Origin of the sequence: Gallibacterium anatis DSM 16844 = F 149 (assembly GCF_000379785.1) — a bacterium.
Taxonomy (GTDB): Bacteria; Pseudomonadota; Gammaproteobacteria; order Enterobacterales; family Pasteurellaceae; genus Gallibacterium; species Gallibacterium anatis.
In genome coordinates this window covers 1-19,359 of record NZ_KB903668.1, presented here as the reverse complement: position 1 = coordinate 19,359, position 19,359 = coordinate 1, and the positions used below count along the sequence as shown (strand labels likewise).

General features: G+C 35.8%; 15 protein-coding genes. 6 read left to right on the top strand and 9 right to left on the bottom strand.

Going from position 1 to position 19,359, the window contains the following annotated elements; genetic code table 11:
• Positions 1-45: 45 nt before the first annotated feature.
• Positions 46-1,152 carry a copper-containing nitrite reductase gene (gene nirK / locus A3EO_RS0100530; protein ID WP_018345537.1) on the bottom strand — a complete coding sequence of 369 codons (1,107 nt, stop codon included), beginning with the start codon at positions 1,150-1,152 and terminating at the stop codon, positions 46-48.
• 304 nt (positions 1,153-1,456) lie between these two features.
• Here nirK and pdxA point away from each other — a divergent pair, with 304 nt between their 5' ends.
• From pdxA to A3EO_RS0100510, 4 genes are all read left to right on the top strand, one after another.
• Entirely contained in the window at positions 1,457-2,455 is a 999-nt protein-coding gene (pdxA, locus tag A3EO_RS0100525) for a 4-hydroxythreonine-4-phosphate dehydrogenase PdxA (RefSeq protein WP_018345536.1), read from the top strand.
• Positions 2,456-2,474: 19 nt separating this feature from the next.
• Positions 2,475-3,470, top strand: a complete 996-nt coding sequence (locus tag A3EO_RS0100520) for a 2-keto-3-deoxygluconate permease (RefSeq protein WP_013746554.1) — start codon at positions 2,475-2,477, stop codon at positions 3,468-3,470.
• A gap of 1 nt (position 3,471) precedes the next feature.
• Positions 3,472-4,701 (top strand): four-carbon acid sugar kinase family protein, encoded by a 1,230-nt coding sequence (locus A3EO_RS0100515; RefSeq protein ID WP_018345535.1) that lies wholly within the window; start codon positions 3,472-3,474, stop codon positions 4,699-4,701.
• A 118-nt stretch (positions 4,702-4,819) separates the two neighbouring features.
• Positions 4,820-5,575 carry a DeoR/GlpR family DNA-binding transcription regulator gene (locus tag A3EO_RS0100510; RefSeq protein ID WP_018345534.1) on the top strand — a complete coding sequence of 252 codons (756 nt, stop codon included), beginning with the start codon at positions 4,820-4,822 and terminating at the stop codon, positions 5,573-5,575.
• Between the two features lie 221 nt (positions 5,576-5,796).
• Here the strand turns inward: A3EO_RS0100510 and A3EO_RS0100505 are convergent, their stop codons facing one another.
• From A3EO_RS0100505 to A3EO_RS0100485, 5 genes are read right to left on the bottom strand one after another with little or no spacing between them, the layout of a single operon-like run.
• Positions 5,797-6,642: an SDR family oxidoreductase gene (locus A3EO_RS0100505; protein WP_018345533.1), complete on the bottom strand. Its 846-nt coding sequence runs from the start codon at positions 6,640-6,642 to the stop codon at positions 5,797-5,799.
• Between the two features lie 13 nt (positions 6,643-6,655).
• Positions 6,656-7,927, bottom strand: coding sequence for a TRAP transporter large permease (locus tag A3EO_RS0100500; RefSeq protein WP_018345532.1), 1,272 nt, complete (start codon positions 7,925-7,927; stop codon positions 6,656-6,658).
• Complete coding sequence (locus A3EO_RS0100495) at positions 7,927-8,397, bottom strand: TRAP transporter small permease (RefSeq protein ID WP_018345531.1); 471 nt, start codon at positions 8,395-8,397, stop codon at positions 7,927-7,929. The genes A3EO_RS0100500 and A3EO_RS0100495 overlap by 1 nt, the downstream gene beginning before the upstream one ends.
• A 51-nt stretch (positions 8,398-8,448) precedes the next feature.
• The gene (locus A3EO_RS0100490) at positions 8,449-9,432 is read right to left on the bottom strand and encodes a TRAP transporter substrate-binding protein (RefSeq protein ID WP_018345530.1); all 984 of its coding nucleotides are present in this window, start codon (positions 9,430-9,432) and stop codon (positions 8,449-8,451) included.
• A 27-nt stretch (positions 9,433-9,459) separates the two neighbouring features.
• Positions 9,460-10,488: a zinc-binding alcohol dehydrogenase family protein gene (locus tag A3EO_RS0100485; RefSeq protein WP_018345529.1), complete on the bottom strand. Its 1,029-nt coding sequence runs from the start codon at positions 10,486-10,488 to the stop codon at positions 9,460-9,462.
• 161 nt (positions 10,489-10,649) lie between these two features.
• Between A3EO_RS0100485 and A3EO_RS0100480 the strand changes: the two genes are divergently transcribed.
• Together A3EO_RS0100480 and uxuA are read left to right on the top strand one after the other, a co-directional pair.
• The gene (locus A3EO_RS0100480; RefSeq protein WP_018345528.1) at positions 10,650-11,402 is read left to right on the top strand and encodes a GntR family transcriptional regulator; all 753 of its coding nucleotides are present in this window, start codon (positions 10,650-10,652) and stop codon (positions 11,400-11,402) included.
• A 24-nt stretch (positions 11,403-11,426) separates the two neighbouring features.
• A complete protein-coding gene (uxuA, locus tag A3EO_RS0100475; protein ID WP_018345527.1) occupies positions 11,427-12,611 on the top strand; it encodes a mannonate dehydratase in 1,185 nt (394 codons plus the stop codon).
• 70 nt (positions 12,612-12,681) lie between these two features.
• On the opposite strand, the gene A3EO_RS0100470 is transcribed toward uxuA, so the two are convergent.
• The 3 genes from A3EO_RS0100470 to A3EO_RS0100460 all read right to left on the bottom strand — a co-directional run.
• Positions 12,682-13,143, bottom strand: coding sequence for a toxin-activating lysine-acyltransferase (locus A3EO_RS0100470; RefSeq protein ID WP_080638268.1), 462 nt, complete (start codon positions 13,141-13,143; stop codon positions 12,682-12,684).
• Between the two features lie 35 nt (positions 13,144-13,178).
• Complete coding sequence (locus tag A3EO_RS0100465; protein WP_018345525.1) at positions 13,179-19,139, bottom strand: hypothetical protein; 5,961 nt, start codon at positions 19,137-19,139, stop codon at positions 13,179-13,181.
• Positions 19,124-19,359, bottom strand: a 236-nt coding sequence (locus tag A3EO_RS0100460) for an IS1595 family transposase (RefSeq protein ID WP_018345524.1), incomplete at its 5' end; no start/stop codon positions are given. The genes A3EO_RS0100465 and A3EO_RS0100460, both read right to left, overlap by 16 nt.

Below are 19,359 nucleotides of genomic sequence, written 5' to 3'. Positions count from 1 at the left end.
AAAACGGCAACGATAAAAGTTGCCGTTTTTTATGCTTGAATTTGATTAGTGCTGAAAGCCGGTAGAAACATCCGCATCCGGATTGCGTTTGTTATACGGTTCGTCCTTTAGTTTGCCGCTAAAGATCGCTGGATTTTCATCACCTGTTACCATTAATGTTCCCTTCGCACCTTTCTCAGTACGAAAAATGGAATGATCTACGAAAGTGTATTGTCCCGGCACCGGAATAGTCGTTTCCGCTATCATCGCCCCACCGGCTGGAATTAACGTAGTCTGCACATTATGATTTTTTAACGAACCGGCCTCGACATAGACCGTATCAAACGTTTTCCCAATTAAATGAAAAGAAGATACTTTGTTTGGGCCGGCATTACCAACGTAAAAACGCAATTTTTCACCCACTTTGGCTTGCAAGGCCTTATCTCCCATCATTGAGGCAAAATGACCATTAAAAACGACATAATCCGGTAATTCATAACTGGCTTTTTGTGAACTGAAAACCTGTAATCCCGGTTCACCAAATTCACCATTGGTATAAAATTCGTTTTGTACAATGTAAAACTCTTTATCAACCGGCGACAATCCCGCTTTCGGCTCCACCAGCATTAGCCCGAACATTCCTTTACCAATATGTGTCGGTGCACCGGGCATTGCGGCACAATGGTAAAGATAAAGTCCGGGAGAGAGTGCTTTGAAGCGATAAATACTGGTGTGTCCCGGCAATGTATTACTCGCCATTGCCGTTCCGTCAGGTGCCGCTGAAGAGTGGAAATCAATGCTGTGCGGTAGTTTTGAGTTAATCGGATTGGATAAATGCACTTCCACCGTATCGCCCTCACGCACACGAATAAAAGGCGCCGGTGTAGAACCGTTATAAGTCCAATATTTAAATTGCACTTTCGGCATAATTTCCATAATTTTTTCTAACGCCTCTAATTTTACAATTACACGAGCCGGATAATCACGTTTAATGGGTGCCGGCACATTCGGTGCAACAGTCAATTCCGCATCAATAACCGGAAGAGATGAAACTTCATCTTGACCATTTTGCTCCACCTTCTGCGGCACATCTGTAGATTGTGCGGCAGCAGATAAGCTCAAATTCCCGATTAAAAATGCAGAAAGCAGTAAGTTTAATGTCGTTTTTTTCATAGTTTTGAATGGTTTGAGTTGAATAGTATTCGAACTATTTTAGTGAATGACAGCGATTTTTCCAATAATCATAAAGACTTATTAAACCACCTGTTCTTAATATAACATTTGGCACTTAATCATATCTAATCCATATAAAATGATTAAATAAAATCTTTTTGATTTAATTTAATCATTTTGTGATCTTGTTCACAGTTTTAATCGCTTTTTATGCATATAATTTAGACTAAATTTAGGAGGTATGAGGAGTGCTATGTGATTTCCTTATATTTGTGTGATTAAATTTAATCAATAGGAGTATTAAATGAAACCAGTTTTAGGAATAACAATGGGGGATGCTGCAGGGATTGGTGCTGAAATTATTGTTAAATCTCTGGCGGATAAACATCTTTATGAAATTGCTCAACCCATTGTCATTGGCGATAAGAAAATGATGCAACGAGCATTGGATTTATTGCAATCACCGTTAAAGATAAATGTTGTAACAAATTTAGATAATTTAAATGCGAAATATGGGACTATCGATTTAGTCGATTTGGACAATGTGCCGGCGGATTTACCTTATTCTCAAGTGGATCCTCGAGCGGGTAAGGCGGCGTATGAATATGTGGAAAAGGCAGTTCAATACGCTATGGCAAATAAAATTCAAGCGGTGGTAACAGCACCTTTGAATAAGGAAGCGTTACACGCCGGTGGGAAAATGTTTCCGGGGCATACTGAAATTTTGGCGCAATTAAGTGGCACAAAAGACTATTCAATGATGTTAGTGAGTGAAAAACTTCGAGTTATTCACGTGACGACACACGTTCAGCTCCGTAAGGCTTGTGATTTAGTAAAAAAAGAACGGGTATTGACAGTCATTAAATTAGCGGATGAAAACGCAAAAATGCTCGGCTTTAAACAACCAAGAGTTGCTGTGGCAGGATTAAATCCGCATTCAGGCGAAAACGGAATGTTCGGTGATGAAGATAGTAAAGAAATCGTGCCGGCTGTCGAGGCGGCAAAACAGTTAGGCATTAATGCAAGCGGACCGATTCCACCGGACACTGTGTTCCATCGTGCTGCCAATCTAAATGAATTCGATATTGTGGTGGTGATGTATCACGACCAAGGTCATATTCCAATTAAGTTGTTGGGATTTGATACCGGTGTGAACGTGACTGTCGGTTTACCGTTTATTCGTACTTCTGTCGATCACGGTACGGCATTTCCGATTGCAGGTAAAGGGATTGCAGACAGTAAAAGTATGACTGAATCACTTTATCTTGCCGCTCAAATGGCACAGATAAAATTTGGAAATTAAGTTTAATTAGGAGCGAATTATGTCTACACAACAAGCTACCAAATCTATTATTCCTCTGTATGATGGAATGAATAAAATACCAGGTGGAGCTATGGTTATTCCTTTAATCTTAGGCTCTGTTATCGGTACTTTTTTCCCTGAATTTCTAGGGTTAGGCTCGTTCACAACGGCATTATTTAAATCTTCTGCAGGACCGTTGATCGCATTATTAATTTTTTCTACAGGGATGCAAATTACTTTAAAAAGTTCTGGCCCAGTGCTTGCTCATACAGGTGTAATTCTTTTCTTTAAAACCATTTTGCCAGCAGCATTAGTAACTGCGTTTGGCTTTTTTGTCGGTAATGATGGTGTATTAGGGATTTCATTACTCGCTATGTTAACAGTAGTGGCTAATTCTAATGGTGGTATTTGGTTGGCGTTTACAGGTAAATATGGTGATTATCGTGATAGAGGCGCCTATATTGCTTCAGCAGTGAATGATGGACCATTTTTTGTATTACTGTTTTTAGGGGCATCAGGCTTGGCAGATATTCCATTGTCATTAATGTTAGCTGCTGTAATTCCTTTAATTGTTGGTATGGTAGTAGGGAATTTAGATCCTAAATGGACAGATCTTATGAGACCGACCGGGGCAATTGTTATTCCATTCTTTGCTTTTGCATTAGGTACAGGCATTAATTTGCACGCGATTGTTACCGGTGGTGCGACAGGGATTGTTTTAGGTGTTATATCATCCGTATTCACAGGCTTTCTCGTATTCATCGGGTATAAATCCATCCTAAGAAGAGGAAATTTATCTGGTATAGGCTTTGCTGCAGGAACAACAGCGGGCAATGCTATTATTACGCCGGAAATTGTTGCTCAAGCTGATCCGACTTTTGCCCCGTTTGTACAAACTGCAACGGCTCAAATTGCAGCAGCAGTCTTGGTATCAGCCGTTGTAGCTCCTTTACTTGCAGCCTGGGTGTTGAAAAAACAGGGTGGTTTAGTGAGTGAAGTAAAAGGAGAAAATTAAAATGAGTCAAAATTGTTTATTAGTTGTTGCTGATGATCTTACCGGAGCCAATGATACAGGTGTAATGTTTGCAGAAAAGGGCTATTCGACTATTTTAAAAACAAATAGTAGGTTGTTAAATAAAACAGATTTTTCGCAAGCTGATGTATTTACAGTTTCTACCGATACAAGAGCGTCACGAGAAAATGCAGCAGAGATCACTTTTTCAGCTATTCAGGCTGCGAGTGGTATTTCTCAATTATATTTGAAAATAGATTCAACTATGAGGGGATCTGTTCAATATCAGATAGATGGTGCATTAAAAGCGTGGAAAACACGCTACCCAAATGCAAAAGCAATCATTTGTTCAGCGTATCCGGAAATGGGAAGGACAATAGAAAAAGGCATATTGTATGTTAATGGGATTCCAGTTACAGATACTCCATCTGGAAAAGATGTTATTTGCCCGGTAACCTCTTCAATTATGACGGATCTTTTACCGAATGCAGAGCAAGTTTCATTCAGTACAGAACAAGAATTATTGCAAAAAGTGCAATCTTCCACTTTAGAGCAAATAGTTGTTGACGCAAAAACAGAAAATGATTTAGAAATAATTGCTCGTGTTATTGAACGTTTAGGTAAATCAGTGATTCCTGTCGGATCAGCCGGGTTGGCTAATAAATTAAAACTTCAGACATTACCCTCTTCAAATAATAAGAGAGCTTTAACTCATGGAAGAAGCCTAATCTTGGTAACGTCTATCCACGAAACTAGCCAAAATCAAGTTGATGAATATATTGCACACAATGGCGGTGATTCAATAGTTTTTAACCCATCTCCGTCACAATTACTCAATCATAAAATCTCGGCAAAAGCATTAAGAGAACAATTAAATGCATTAATTACCTCTAGTGAAGCTGATGTCATCATTAGAGCTAATCCAACAAAAGTTGTTAGTGCAGAAAACGATATAAATATGATTGCTAGAACACTTGCAAAGGATTTGGCTGAATTAAGCTTATATTGTTTAAATCATAAACATTTTGATCATTTAATTTTATTTGGTGGTGATGGGGCTGCGACACTCTTGGAGCAAATGAATGTCACAGAGATGAAATTGCTTTATTCGATCGTTCCGGGAGTACCGGTCTGCCAGATTCAAAATGGTCAATATGAAAATTTAACTGTAATGACAAAATCAGGAGGCTTTGGAAATAATCACTTATTAAGTGATATTATGAAATTGAATTAACATCAATGTATTGCCGACTATTTGAGAAAAACAAAAATTTAGTGAATAATTAATACATTCTTAAACGTTTTAACACGCATTGTCTTCAATGCGTGTTTTCTTACAGTTAGAGGCGAATATGTCTGCAGACCGTTTAGATCAAATCCTGTTATTTTTAAAAAATCATAATTTGGCAACTGTTGATCAGCTAGTGAAAGCAACAAATGCTTCTCCTGCAACAATTCGCCGCGATTTGATTAAACTTAATCAACAGGGAACGATTATCCGAACTCACGGCGGTGTGAGTTTAAACCAGTTTATCCCGTTTCAACCTACTACTAATGAAAAGCAACTGAAATTTATGGTGGAAAAGGATCGGATTGCAGAATATGTTTCTTCCTTTATCAGTGCTGGAGATTCTATTGTGCTGGATGCCGGCACCACAACGTTGAGTATCGCAAAAAAAATTGCACATTTACCATTAAGGGTGATCACTACAGATCTTCACATTGCACTTTTCTTATCTGAATATAAACAGATTGAATTAATGATCACTGGCGGCTATATCGACAGTTCCAGCCAATCTTGTATTGGTAATCACAGCCTTTCGTTATTGAATAATCTTTATCCTGATTTAGCGTTTATCAGTTGTAATTCGTGGAGCTTGGAACGGGGGGTAACCGCGCCGACAGAAGAGAAAGCCGAGCTAAAAAGTGCTTTATTACAGCACGCTAAACGCCGAGTATTGGTTGCAGACAGCAGTAAATACGGTAAATACTCTTTATTCGGGGTGGCAAAATTATCGGAATTTACGGATATTGTCACAGACGATAATTTGATTAGCTCTGCACGCCCATTTTTATCAAAAGAAAACTTTAAATTGGCGTTGGTGTGAGATTAAGCCATATTCCTTCAGAGAAGAGAATTTATGATTAAAATTAATCTGACAGATTCATTGTTTGATGAAACTGTCAGATTAATTATTTTCTCCTTATTTAAAATAATTTTTTGCGTTATTAAAACAGATGTTTTGTACCATTTGTCCTAATAGCTCCATATCATTTGGTGCTTTCTTTAATTGACAACAAAAAATCTTCATCCATAAATGCTTTCATTTTACACCCCACTGTAAGCGGAGAATCCGCCATCGATCGGTACAATCACACCGTTGATAAAGCTAGAATATTCAGTGTCAATTAAAAATAGCAATGCACCTAATAACTCTTGTGGTTCACCAAATCTTCCCATTGGCGTATTGGTCAAAATTTTATTTGCTCTTGCAGTAGGCTGACCATTTTCACCAAATAATAATGCTCGGTTTTGGTTGCTGACTAAAAATCCAGGCGCAATCGCATTGCAGCGAATACCTACTTTAGAAAAGTAAACTGCAAGCCATTGCGTAAAATTACTAATCGCTGCTTTTGCGCCAGAATATGCTGGGATTTTGGTTAAAGGCGTGAACGCATTCATACTGGAGATGTTGACGATATTTGCCCCTTGTTTTCCTATCATATCTTTAGCAAATACTTGCGTTGGCAAAAGCGTTCCTAAGTAGTTGAGATTAAATACAAATTCAATACCGGATTTGTCTAAATCAAAGAAAGTTTTAGTATGTTCCGGTAAATCCGGTTGATGAAATTCGTTATCGGTTGTTGCTTTAGGATTATTACCGCCAGCGCCATTAATTAAAATGTCACAAGTGCCGAAATCTTCTGCAATAATATTACGCGTTTGTTGAATACTTTCTAAATCAAGCACATTGGTTTTATAAGCTTTTGCGATTCCACCTTGTTGGGTGATTTCATCAGCTACTTTATTTGCCGCGTCTAAATTGATATCAAGCAATGCAATTTTCGCTTGGGTTTTTGCTAATTCTTTTGCCAAAAAGGCGCAAAGCACACCGCCGGCTCCGGAAATGACAATGACTTTGTCTTTGAAATTATGGTTTTTGGATATATTCATTTTATACTCCTAATTAAGATAACCAATTCATAGGGATAATTACAATATCAGGGAAAAATACCATTAATAGTAAGATCAATATATAAACTCCAAGAAATGGTAAAATTCCTTTAGAAATAGATCCTATACCTAAATTTGCTATTCCAGAACCTACATATAATACAGTGCCAACTGGAGGTGTAATTAGGCCAATAGATAAATTTATAACCATCATAATACCAAAATAGGCAGGATCTATATGATATGCCCGTAATAAAGGTAAAATTACAGGTACAAAAATAAGTACAGCAGGAATAAGATCCATAACGCATCCTACTAATAGTAGGAATATCATTAATATAAGCATTAAAATTGTAGGGCTAGTTGTTATACCTTGTAAAAATTCTACTAATTCCATTGGAATTTGTGCAACTGTAATAGCAAATGCGGATATCATGGCTGCGGCAGCAACGAACATTACCATAGAGGTGGTTTTTATAGTATTAAGGAAAATATCTTGTATTTTTTGTAAGTTTAATTCTTTATAAATAATACTAATAATGGCTGCATATATCGCAGCTACAACACCTGCTTCTGTTGGAGTAAAAACGCCTCCTCGTAGACCTACTATAATAATGACAGGAAGTAATAATGGAAGGAAAGCTTTTTTAAATGCGTCCCATCGTTGTTTTGAGTTTTGTTTTTCTTGTAGATTGGACTCTTCGTGTCGATAAAGGATTTTCCAAGTAAACCAAAGACCTAATACCATTAATAAACCAGGAACAGCGCCACCCATAAACAATTTTGTAATTGATGTTCCAGCAGTGATACCATAAATAATCATTGGAATACTAGGAGGAATTACAACAGAAATAATTCCTGCAGCGCAAATTAAACCTGTTGATCTTGATATATCATATTTTCTGGCTGCCATCATTGGAATAAGTATAGCTCCGAGAGCGGCAGTATCTGCTACAGCTGAACCAGATAATCCAGCGAAAATTAATCCAGATATAATAACAACATATCCTAAACCCCCTTTAATATGACCTACCATACTCATGGCAAAGTTAATAATTCTTTCAGAAATTCCCCCATATTTCATAATTTCCCCAGTAAGCATAAAGAAAGGAATAGCCATTAGTGGGAAATTATTTGTTCCCATAACGAAATTTTCTGTAATTAATTGAGTGTCAAACATATCCATCTTAATTAACATTATGCTGGCACTTAATAACATTGATAAGGCAACAGGAACTCCTAGAAAGAGGAGTGTAAATAAGCTAACTAGAAACAATATTAACATTATAGACTCCTGTTTTTAAATACTGATTTAAATAAATCAATTATAATTAATGTGAAATACATAATGGCTGATAATAAAGCTATTACATATAAAAAAGAAGAAGATATACCAGTAGCTGGCATTTTTTGAGTATAAGTTAATATCATTAATTGGTAAGCACCAAGAGCAATAAATGATGTTGATATTAATATCAAGATGTCAGCAATTATATTGAATAGTATTTTATATCTAGATGGTAGATAAGAAATAATGATGTCTACTGTTAAATGCTTCTTTTCTTTAGCAACAAGAATAATTCCTAGAAAAATCATATATACAAAGCAAATTCTAGCAAACTCTTCTGACCAAGCAATTCCAGAATCAAAAAAGTAACGTAATACTGCATTAAAAAATACTAGAGATATCATAGTAACTAATGCTAGTATGGATAAATATTTTAAAGTTTTATCCAGTATTTTTGATAATTTCATATTATCTCCTAAGAAATTCCGCTATTAATTTTTATTAATAGCGGAAATTGTTTATTTGGATTCATTTATACGTTGAATCACATCTTTAGACCAGTCGTATTTCTTATAGAATTTTTCATATAAGGTTTGAGAAGAATTAATCATATCTTGTCGTAGCTGCTCATTTGGTATAACTATGGATGTACCACTATTAGCTAGAAAATCTTTAACTTCTTGTTCAGTCTTCATTGCTAATTCCCATTCTTTTTCTTGATATACTTTAGCAGCCTCTAAGAATACTTCTTGATCTTCTTTTGGCATTTTATTCCAAGTTTTTAGACTAATTTGTAATAGCCCAGGAGAAAAGATATGATTCGTTTGGATTATATATTTTTGAACTTCATATAAACCAGAATCTTTAATAAGCATGTATGGGTTTTCTTGACCATCTATGACTTTTTGTTCTAAAGCAGTAAATACTTCACTTAGAGGCATACTTTGAGGATTCATTCCCATAGCATTAGCCCAATCTACAAATAAAGAATTTAGAGGCACTCTTAATCTTAATCCTTTAAAGTCACTAAACTTTTCTACATTTTTGTTTGAAGAAATTACTCTGAAACCATTCATTCCGTACGCTAGTAATTTAATGCCATAGTTTTCCATTTTATTCCCTATTTCTGTAGCAACAGGAGATTCCAGAACTTTTTTAGCTTCTAGATTATCTTTAAATAGATATGGCCATTCCCATACGCCAAAAATTGGATCAACATTTTGAAGAAGTAACCCTGTTATCCCCATTTCTATAGTTCCATTTCTTAATCCATTAACAATTTGATCTTCTCCTCCTAGTTGATTATTAGGATAAATTCGAATTTCATATTTTCCATTAGTCTTTTCTTCGACTATTTTTTTAAAATAGTCTTTTAATATAATGTTTGAAGGATGGGTATCAGAATTATAGTGTCCTAATTTAATGATAGTCTTTGCCCATACAGAACTACTTATTAACATTGTTGGGATTAATAATAGTTTAGCAAGTTTATTTAATTTCATATTGAACTCCTTGAGTTAAGTTGTTAATTAAAGTACTGCATTTATTTTGAGATAATTGTCTGGCTCATTAGACAATTTTCCTATATATTCAGGAATTTCATCAAATGAAATAGTTTTGGTGACAATATCTTTAGCATCGAATTTTCCAGATGAAATTAGATTAAGAGCTTCTTCAAATTCCCCCTTGCTTGTTCTTGAACCATAAATATCTAATTCTTTAAATGTAATAATGTTTGTAGGTAATAAAGTTTCTTTTTTAGGCCAACCTGTTAATGCAATTCTCCCAGCAAAAGAAGTGTATTTTAGTGTATTTTGAATAGACTCATTTGCACCGGATGCTTCAATGACTACTTGAGATAATTGAGAGTTGGTAATTTTATTAATTTGTTCTTGAGGATCTTCTTTTAGAGAATTTATAGTGTGTGTAACACCGATAGATTTTGCGTATTCTAATCTTTTATCTAGAATATCTATTAATATAGGAGTTGCTCCGTATAATTTGCTTACTAAAGCCGCCATCAATCCTATCGCACCTGCTCCTATAATTGTGACGAATTCACCTTGTTTCACCTTTGTCCTATGGATTGCATGTAAGGCGATTGTAAGAGGTTCTGCTAGAGGTAATAAGTTAAGAGGAATATTGTTTGGTACTTTAGTTATAAGATGTGCAGGATGGGTTATGATTTCTTGCATACCACCGTCAATATGTACACCAATAACTTTAAGATTGGTACAACAATTTGTTCTTCCTATCGAACAAGGATAGCAGCTCCCACAATAAATATAGGGATCTACTATAACACGATCTCCAATTTTTATATTGGACGGCATTCCTAAGCCTGATTCTATAATGCGTCCAACGACTTCGTGCCCTAAAATTCTAGGGTATGTTACAAGTGGGTTGGTTCCTCTATATGCACCAATATCAGAACCACAAATACCAACGGATTCAACTTTAATTAAAACTTCATTTGCTTTTTTTACTGGAAATTGTGTTTCCTGTATAGATACCTGATTTGGTTTATCTAATTTCACTGCTTTAATAAATTGTTTCATTATGGTCACCTTAATTTATTCAATAAAAATAATTCGACAGTAATTTGTCCAAGTGATACGCTAAATATTAATCTAATATTGTTTTATTTGGTATACCAAAATTTTAAATTTGTGATCCAGATCGTGTTTTTAATATTTTGGTATTCCAAAAAGGAGGATTTATGTATACCATAATCAATAGAACATATAGCAAGGTTGGGGAATTACTTAAAAAAGAGATATCTCAAGGTGTTTATAAGATAGGAGATAAATTGCCAACAGAAAGGGAGATTTCTGAAAGACTTGGTATTAGTAGGACAATAGTTAGAGAAGCTATTGTGATGCTAGAAGTTGAGAAATTAGTAGAAGTCAAGAAAGGTTCAGGTGTCTATGTAATAAATACACCGGGTAATATCAAAGGAGATGATAAGTTTGCCCTACCGGATGTAGGGCCATTTGAATTATTGCAAGCAAGACAACTAGTGGAAAGCAGTGTTGCTGAATTTGCAGCTCAAATGGCAACTAAAAGGGATATCCAAAACCTTAAAGAAATTTTAATTGAAGAAAAAGAAATGTTATCTAAGAACATAGATGATTATACGGCAGATAGAAATTTCCATTTAGCTTTGGCTGAAATAACACAAAACGACGTATTGATAAAGTTCCAAGAACAATTGTGGGAGTATCGTTTTAATAGTGCTATGTGGGCTCAATTGCATACTCGTATTTTAGAAAAAAATTACCATCATTTATGGTTGAAAGATCATCATGAAATATTTGTAGGTATCCAAAAAAAGAATGGTCTTCTTGCTAGACAGGCAATGTGGCAGCACTTAGAAAATGTAAAACAGAAATTGTTTGAACTTTCTGATGTAGAGGATCCTAATTTTGATGGATATTTATTTAATGTAGCACCAATGGGTATAAAAACTTAACATATTAATTTAAAAGGAGTCCTTATGGAACAAACTTGGCGTTGGTACGGACCGAATGACCCGGTATCATTGGCGGATATTAGACAGGCGGGAGCGACCGGTATTGTGACTGCTTTGCATTATATTCCGAATGGTCAAATCTGGAGTATTGATGAAATTAATCAGCGTAAACAGTTAATTGAACAGGCTGGCTTAACTTGGTCTGTGGTGGAAAGTGTGCCGGTACACGAAGAAATTAAAACTCAAACAGGGAATTACAAGCAGTGGACTGAAAATTATAAGCAGACTTTGCGTAATTTAGCACAATGCGGTATTGATACAGTTTGTTACAATTTTATGCCGGTTTTGGATTGGACACGGACTGATTTGGCATACCAATTGCCGGATGGTTCTAAAGCACTTCGTTTCGATCAAATTGCATTTGCTGCGTTTGAATTATATATATTAAAAAGACCTGGAGCAGAAACAGTTTATACTGAACAGGAACGTCAAGCGGCAAAAGCCTATTATGACAAGATGCCAAAAGAGGAGATTGAGCAACTTACTCGTAATATTATTGCAGGTTTACCAGGGGCGGAAGAAGGCTATACGCTCGATGAATTTCAAGCTCAGTTAGATCGCTATAAGGATATTTCTCCAGAAAAATTTCGCACTCATTTGGCTTATTTCTTGCACGAAGTTGTGCCGGTTGCGCAGGAAGTTGGCATTAAAATGGCGATTCATCCGGATGATCCGCCACGTCCGATTTTAGGTTTGCCTCGCATTGTATCAACAATAGAAGATATGCAATGGTTTGTGGAAACTGAACCTCTTCAAGCGAACGGCTTTACAATGTGTACCGGTTCTTATGGGGTACGTTCTGATAATGATCTTGTCAAAATGACGAAACAATTTGCTGATCGTATTTATTTTGCTCATTTACGTTCAACTTGTCGTGAAGATAATCCTTTGAGCTTCCACGAGGCGGCGCATTTAGAGGGCGATGTCGATATGTTTAATGTGGTAAAAGCATTATTAGATGAAGAATATCGCCGTTTGGATAATGGTGAAAAACGTCTAATTCCGATGCGTCCGGATCACGGTCACCAAATGTTAGATGATCTGAAAAAGAAAACAAACCCAGGTTATTCTGCAATTGGGCGGTTGCGCGGTTTAGCGGAATTTAGAGGGTTAGAGTTGGCACTGAAGAAAGTTTATTTTCAAAAATAACATTATTTTTTATTAATATGAAAAAAGACTAATTTGCTAAATGGCAAATTAGTCTTTTACTATCAAGTGGTTATGAATTTTCTTCCATAAAAGCAGTCTTGATTTCCTGATAAAAAGCTTCTTTCATCCTTCTGCTTTCATTTATATCAACACTTCCGCCCATATGTTCAAATACCTCTGCTTTATTGTTTTTTCGTAAACGTATTGAGCGGGCAAGATAGCTGTTGCCGTGAATTTTCCCCATCAATCGGCGTAATTTAATCGTATCACGAAAACTGAATGGCGCGATGAAGTCAATAAACCATAGTCGATCGCCACTTTGCCAATCTTGGTAGCGTAATGAGTTAGGATCTAAGATATAGCGTTTTTCAGCCTCCGCACTTAACCACGCCCAACTGGCATAACCGATAGGCATTCCTTCCTCATTGACCAGCAGTCTACATTGCTGCTTTTCTATCGCAGGAATAATGTAATGTATCGCTGACTCAATTGGCCAGCGACGATGTAGTGTTGAATGGCTCCATAGCCACATTACTTTTCCTAAAGTTGAGAAGTTATCCATAATAATTAAACAAGATACATAGTGACCAGTTCATTAAATGTTTTGCTCGCATAATCTGTATGCCCCGCACCGGACAACGTAATATAGGTATTGCCGGAAGTAATATTAACATCTCCTCCTTCAACATCATAACCACTGAATCTTAATGTAGTGTCTGAGCTTAAATTGTTGCTGAGCAGTGATAATTGTAGCTTATCTTTACCAACTTCAAAGCCTTTAATATTAGTCTGCGTATTACTATAAATATTAATGTAATGCTTATGTTCGTGATCTAATATAATTTGGTTATCCTTGGCAGCAGCATGAACTTGAAGTTCTTCACCTTTATTAAAATGTAATGTATTTTGAGCTAAATCGGCATTGGAGCTTTCTCCGGATAAAATATACTTAAATTTGCCATCATTAAGATCTAAGTAATATCCATCACCTATTGAGAATGTGCCAAATTGGCTCGCTTTTTCTATAATGGTTTTACCGATAGTATTGCCATCTTTGTTGAAAGATAAGGTAACATTGTCATCGCTATCTTTAGTGAATTGAAGGTTAAGATCTTCTGAATTCTCTAATTTTGCTAAATTATTTTTTGTCAGATCGAAGATATAATTTGTGGCGTTGGTGGATAAGAGATAAATATCTGCTCCCTGTCCGCCATAAAGTTTATTTATGCCACTTCCTCCGGCAAGTACATCATTACCGCTATAGCCTTCTAAAATATCATCACCATCATTACCGATTAAGATATTATCTTTATGATTTCCAATAAGGTTATCATTTCCTGATGTACCTATAATATTCTCTATATCATAGATATGATCAAAGATGGTTCCTTTATAAAGCTTCTCGGACTGGAGATCAGCAACAACACCGAGTCCTTCATCATTAATCACTAAATGACGAAGATCTAATGTATCAATCCCTTCATCGCCGAAGATAGTGTCGGAACTAAGGGCATCATCTTGAATAATGGTATCATTTCCTTCGCCACCATAAATTAAATCTTTGCCTAAACCGCCATTTAAGGTGTCGTTACCGGTTTCTCCATAAAGTTTATCATCACCAGCACCACCGAAAATAATGTCATCACCCTCTTTACCATAAACAAGATCATTACCATTTTGTGCGAGGAAGTAATCATTACCTTTACTACCATACATAACATCATCATAGTCACTGGCACTGATAACTTCGACGTTGTAAAGCATATCGCTTGAATCATAAGATTTAGTTTCAATATGTAATTCTCGATATTCAACGCGTTCTTGTCGTTTGCCATATTGCTGGTTTTTCACTTTGATGTTTTCAACGGTCACTTCTGCGTCAGCAATATGTTTTATGACGGCATAAGTGCCGATATCTCGACCGTGAACAACGATACCGTGAATGTGTTCATTATTATAGCTCACGCTATCGGTGCCATTGCCGCCATTAAACAGAGAGTGGCCGTTATCCGCAATATAGGTATCATTTCCATCGCCGGCATTGATATTGAGGTTAATATGCTTCAATAATTTTCCATTTTCATCATATAAAACGGAGGCATATTTATCATTAGAAATAAAAATATTATTACCTGCACCATCATTAATAGTATGTTCATTTGGACCATTAATAATAAGATCGGTATAAAAATTATTTTTGCCAACCGCTTTTCTGCGCGCTTCTTCAACACCCGGCGCAAACAGAGGACTATTAAATTTTATTAATGAATTGCCTGGTGCGGTAATTTCCAACACGCCCGTTTTAGCATCCATACTCAAATATTGAGCGCTGAGAGCTTTATCTATTTCACCGTTACGAATTAGTTGAGCATAATTATTTGCTTTATTCATTTGATCAACTAATTTGGTAATAGCGGCTAATTCAATAGCACTATTTGAACTGGAAACACCATCCAGAGTAATAATGTTATCAACATTATATAATTTGTGTAATTGCTTAAATGATTGAATCACTTCTTGGTTAGCATAGAATTTATTTAATGTCGCCTCAGTATTTTGATCAAAGTATTTTTGAATATCACCATACTTTTCAATTTGATCGACATAACGTTTAGCAATATGTTCCAATGCTGGTTGTTTGATCGCCGACATAATACCGCCGATAGCTCCTCTGACTACACCTGCAATGGCCGCAATTGGTGCACCAATGACACTTGCTGTTGCTGCCACAGAGATCGCTGTAGTTGCTAAATTTAAAGCAATGTCTGTAGCGGTATATGCGGTATTGAGTGCAAATTTTTCATTTAAAAGACTGGCTAATAACTCATCACCTTGATAGCCATAAGTTTTTGTTTCTGATGCAAGAGAATCAATTTGTTTTACATATTTATGCTCGTCAACTAAGCCTTTTATCTCTAACGGACTTGCTGCCAGAGCGATTCCTGATACAGCAGCACCAATTTGTGGCAACATCGTAGTAGTACCAATTATTTTTGCAATGGATTGTGCTGTTGTGCCAACTCCTGTCGCAATAGTGCTTACCGCTTTCAATCCAATATCAAACCCCACTGCAATTTGATCAGCTTGGGTCATATTAGACCAATTATGAAGTTTAATTGATGAACTTATCAAAGAAGATAAATTAGTTAAAATACCTCCCGCAGAAGAACTTATAGCTTCAGAAACGGCGGTAGAGGCATTAGAAAGGCTTAACACGTCACTGACTAAGCCATTAATATTGCCAATTAATTTAATTGAGCCTTCAGCAATAGCCGCTTTTCCGCTACTTGTATTAACATCCGATTGGATTAAGTTTGCAATAGAATGCCCCATATCAATAATCGAATTGGATAACGACAGGGCTGAACCCACTTTAGGATTGCCGTCTTTGCCTACTGTTTTCACCACATCAGTGATAAAGCCATTTACATCGCTGGTGATGGCAAATGAACTGTCTACAATAATTTTCACGCCTTCTTTTGTGAGTTTATCGGCATTTGCCAATGCAGAAATATTATTTCCAATGCTTAATAGTCTGTCTTGGGATATAGACAAGATTTGATGAGCCGTATTGGCAATATTATGGCTTAGTTCACTTGAGCAGCCGGATAAATCCATAATATATGAGACAATTTGGTTAGCAGATTTTGCCAATTCAAATGAGCTATCTGCGATAGAAAGTTTACCTTTGTCTGTTGTTGGGTCAATTTGTACAACATAAGTTAAGGTTTTGGCAGTATCTAAAATAGAATTAGATAAACCTTGGATTGGTTTGGTTAACTCTTCTTTTATTCCAATTTGATTTAAGAAATCGGTCATTATGCCATTGGTTTTTGAGATTAAATTGAAAGACTCAATAGCAATCTCTGTTTTGCCCTCCGCTGTTGAAGCATTTGCGGCAGCGAGTTTCATCGCGATACTTTCTACTTGATCTAAATGATTTTTTAAAGATTGATATGCTGCATTACCAACTTTTGTTTCTGAATTGGTTATTGTCGTGATTGATTTGACAATCTCATTAATTTGTCCGATTAAATGTGTAGAAGCAGAGGCAATTTGCTGTTTGCCATCTACTTTATTGGTGTCAGCAGATGCTAATGCAGTTATCGTTTTCGCAGTATCTAATACTAAATCAGTTAAATTGTGAGCGAATGTAGTCTTAGCATTATCTAAGTTAGCCTCTTTCAACACCTCTTCAATTAAATGATTACTTTGTGCAATTAATGTTAATGAGTTTAACGCAATAGCAACTTTTCCATCACTGCTTGAGTTATCGGCATTCGCAAGGTTAATCGCTATTTTCTCAATCGGCGCTAAATGCTTAGCTGTTACATCGTGTACTGCCGTAGAGAGTGCGTTTTGTTTTCCAGATAAGGTTAAGATATTTGAAACAATTTCATTAGCATTATTAACTAATGAAACGGATAAACTGGCGGTATTCGCTGGGTTATCACTAACAATAATATTAGTTACTGATTTTGCTGCATCTAAGACAGAATGAGAAAGGCTATTAACGTTATTCAGTAGTGTTGTATCTAATCCGGTATTAGCTGTTGTTAAGGTGTTGGTTGCTAAATCGCTTACTTGACTAATAAAATCAAAAGAGAGTTTTGCAATCTCAGCTTTATCAGAAGCCGAAGACGCGGTAGCTAATTGAGCTGCTACCTCTTTAATTTGAGAAACTGAAGCATCAAATGATTGATGAAAAGCTTTACTTAAAGAAGAATCAACGTTAGCCAACGTTAATACGTTATTGAGGATAATCGTTGCGCTTTGCACCAAATCAACACTAGCTTTAGCAATGTTTTCTGAAGATTTTGCGTCAGTTAATTGAACGATATTTTGAGCTGTCGCAAATAGTGAGTTAAATAATTCTAATGTTTTCGGAGCAATGACATTATTAGGGCTCATTCCTTGCATAATATCTTTCAACATATTACTTGCATCGGATAACAGACTTAATGAATGCGTTGCAATTTCAGCGCTATTATTTTCAGATGAAGCAAGTGCTATTGCTACCGCACTATCTTTCATTTCTGTTAATGTTTTATTTACTGCATTATGAATTATATCAATATGTTGTGTTGAAATAGATGTGCTTTTTAACACAGTAGACACAATATCACTTGCTGTTTTAGAAAGTTCTAATGAACTATTGGCAATCACGACCTTTCCTTGATTGTTATTAGCATCTACTTGTACTACGTTTGTGAGAATTTTGGCTGCATCTAGCGCTGAATTAGTCAAACTATGAACCGATTTACTCACATTAGTACTTAAACTCATATTATCCAAGAATTTATTGATAATATTATTTGCTTGTGCAATCAGCCCGAAAGAAGTAATGGCTATCGCAGTTTTACCTTGAGAAGAATCAAGATCACTATTTGATAATGCAATAGCAAGCTGTTTGATTTGAGATAATTGCCCATCAACTGCACTATGTAAGGCGTTACCAATATCCTCTTTACCGTTAAAAGTTGTAATGGATTGAATAAGATCATTCACATTGCCAATAAGATTTGTTGATGCAACGGCAAGTTGTTCCTTTCCTAACGGTGTTGAATTATTGCCAGTGGCTAACAATGTAATACTTTTTGCTGTATTTAATAATACATCTGTTAATTCACCAACAAACTGGGTTTTTGAGGTGCTTAAATTAGCTTCATTTAGCACTTGAGCAACAATTTTGTTGGTTTGCGATATTAATGTTAAAGAGTTAATGGCAATACTGACTTTGCCTTCTTGAGACAGCACATCCGCATTGGCAAGATTGACCGCACTCTCTTCGATATTCTGTAGATTTTTCGCAGTAACATTATGAATTGCATTTAATAATTCAGTATCTTTATCCGTCATTACTAGAATATCGGAAATAACATCATTCACATTGGCTATTAATGAAATGCTATTTTTAGCGATTGAGGTTTTATCATTCATATCCATAGTAGCTATATCAGTAACTGTTTTAGCTGTGTTCAAAATAGAATGAGAAAACTGATTAATATCGGCTAAGAGTTGTGATTCGATACCTATATCACCTGAGTTTTTTAAGGCACTACTGATCACATCACTAACTTGAGAAAGTAACTCAAAAGTTGCTTTAGCAATTTCAGCTTTATCTTCATTATGTGAATGTGTAGCAATATTGATAGCTGTTTTTTGAATATTTTGTAATGAGTTGTTAATAGAATGATAAACAGCTTCACTAATGGTGTTATCTTTATTTGCCACTAAGACACTTTTATCAACAATTAACGCCGCTTTTGCCACTAATTCTGTTGCTGATTTTGTAATGTCGACCGCGCCTTTTGAATAGACAATGCTTACAACATCTTTGGAAGCCTCAAAAAGTGCATCTAACAAATCTAATGATTTATTAGAGATTTCGCTAATTGAGGACATTTGATTAGTAATTTTTCTGAGTGTATTGGTGGCATCAGAGAGTAAGTCTAAGGAGTCTTTGAATAACACCGATTTGTTTTTAAAATCGGGGCTGAAGTAGATTAGCGTTAAATCTGACACCATTTCCGCAGGATTTTGAGCTGTTGAGATGGTGTCCCATAGTTGAAACGAAACTCACATTCTTTCAAAAAAAGAGGGAAAGATTTTCGATCAATTCCATTATACTTTCTTAGCACACGCTTTGCTTGATTCCAAAAATTCTCTATCCCATTAATGTGATTTCGCCGCTCAGCAAAATGAGTACTGTGGTTAATTCTATAGTGCGTAAACTCACTAACATCTA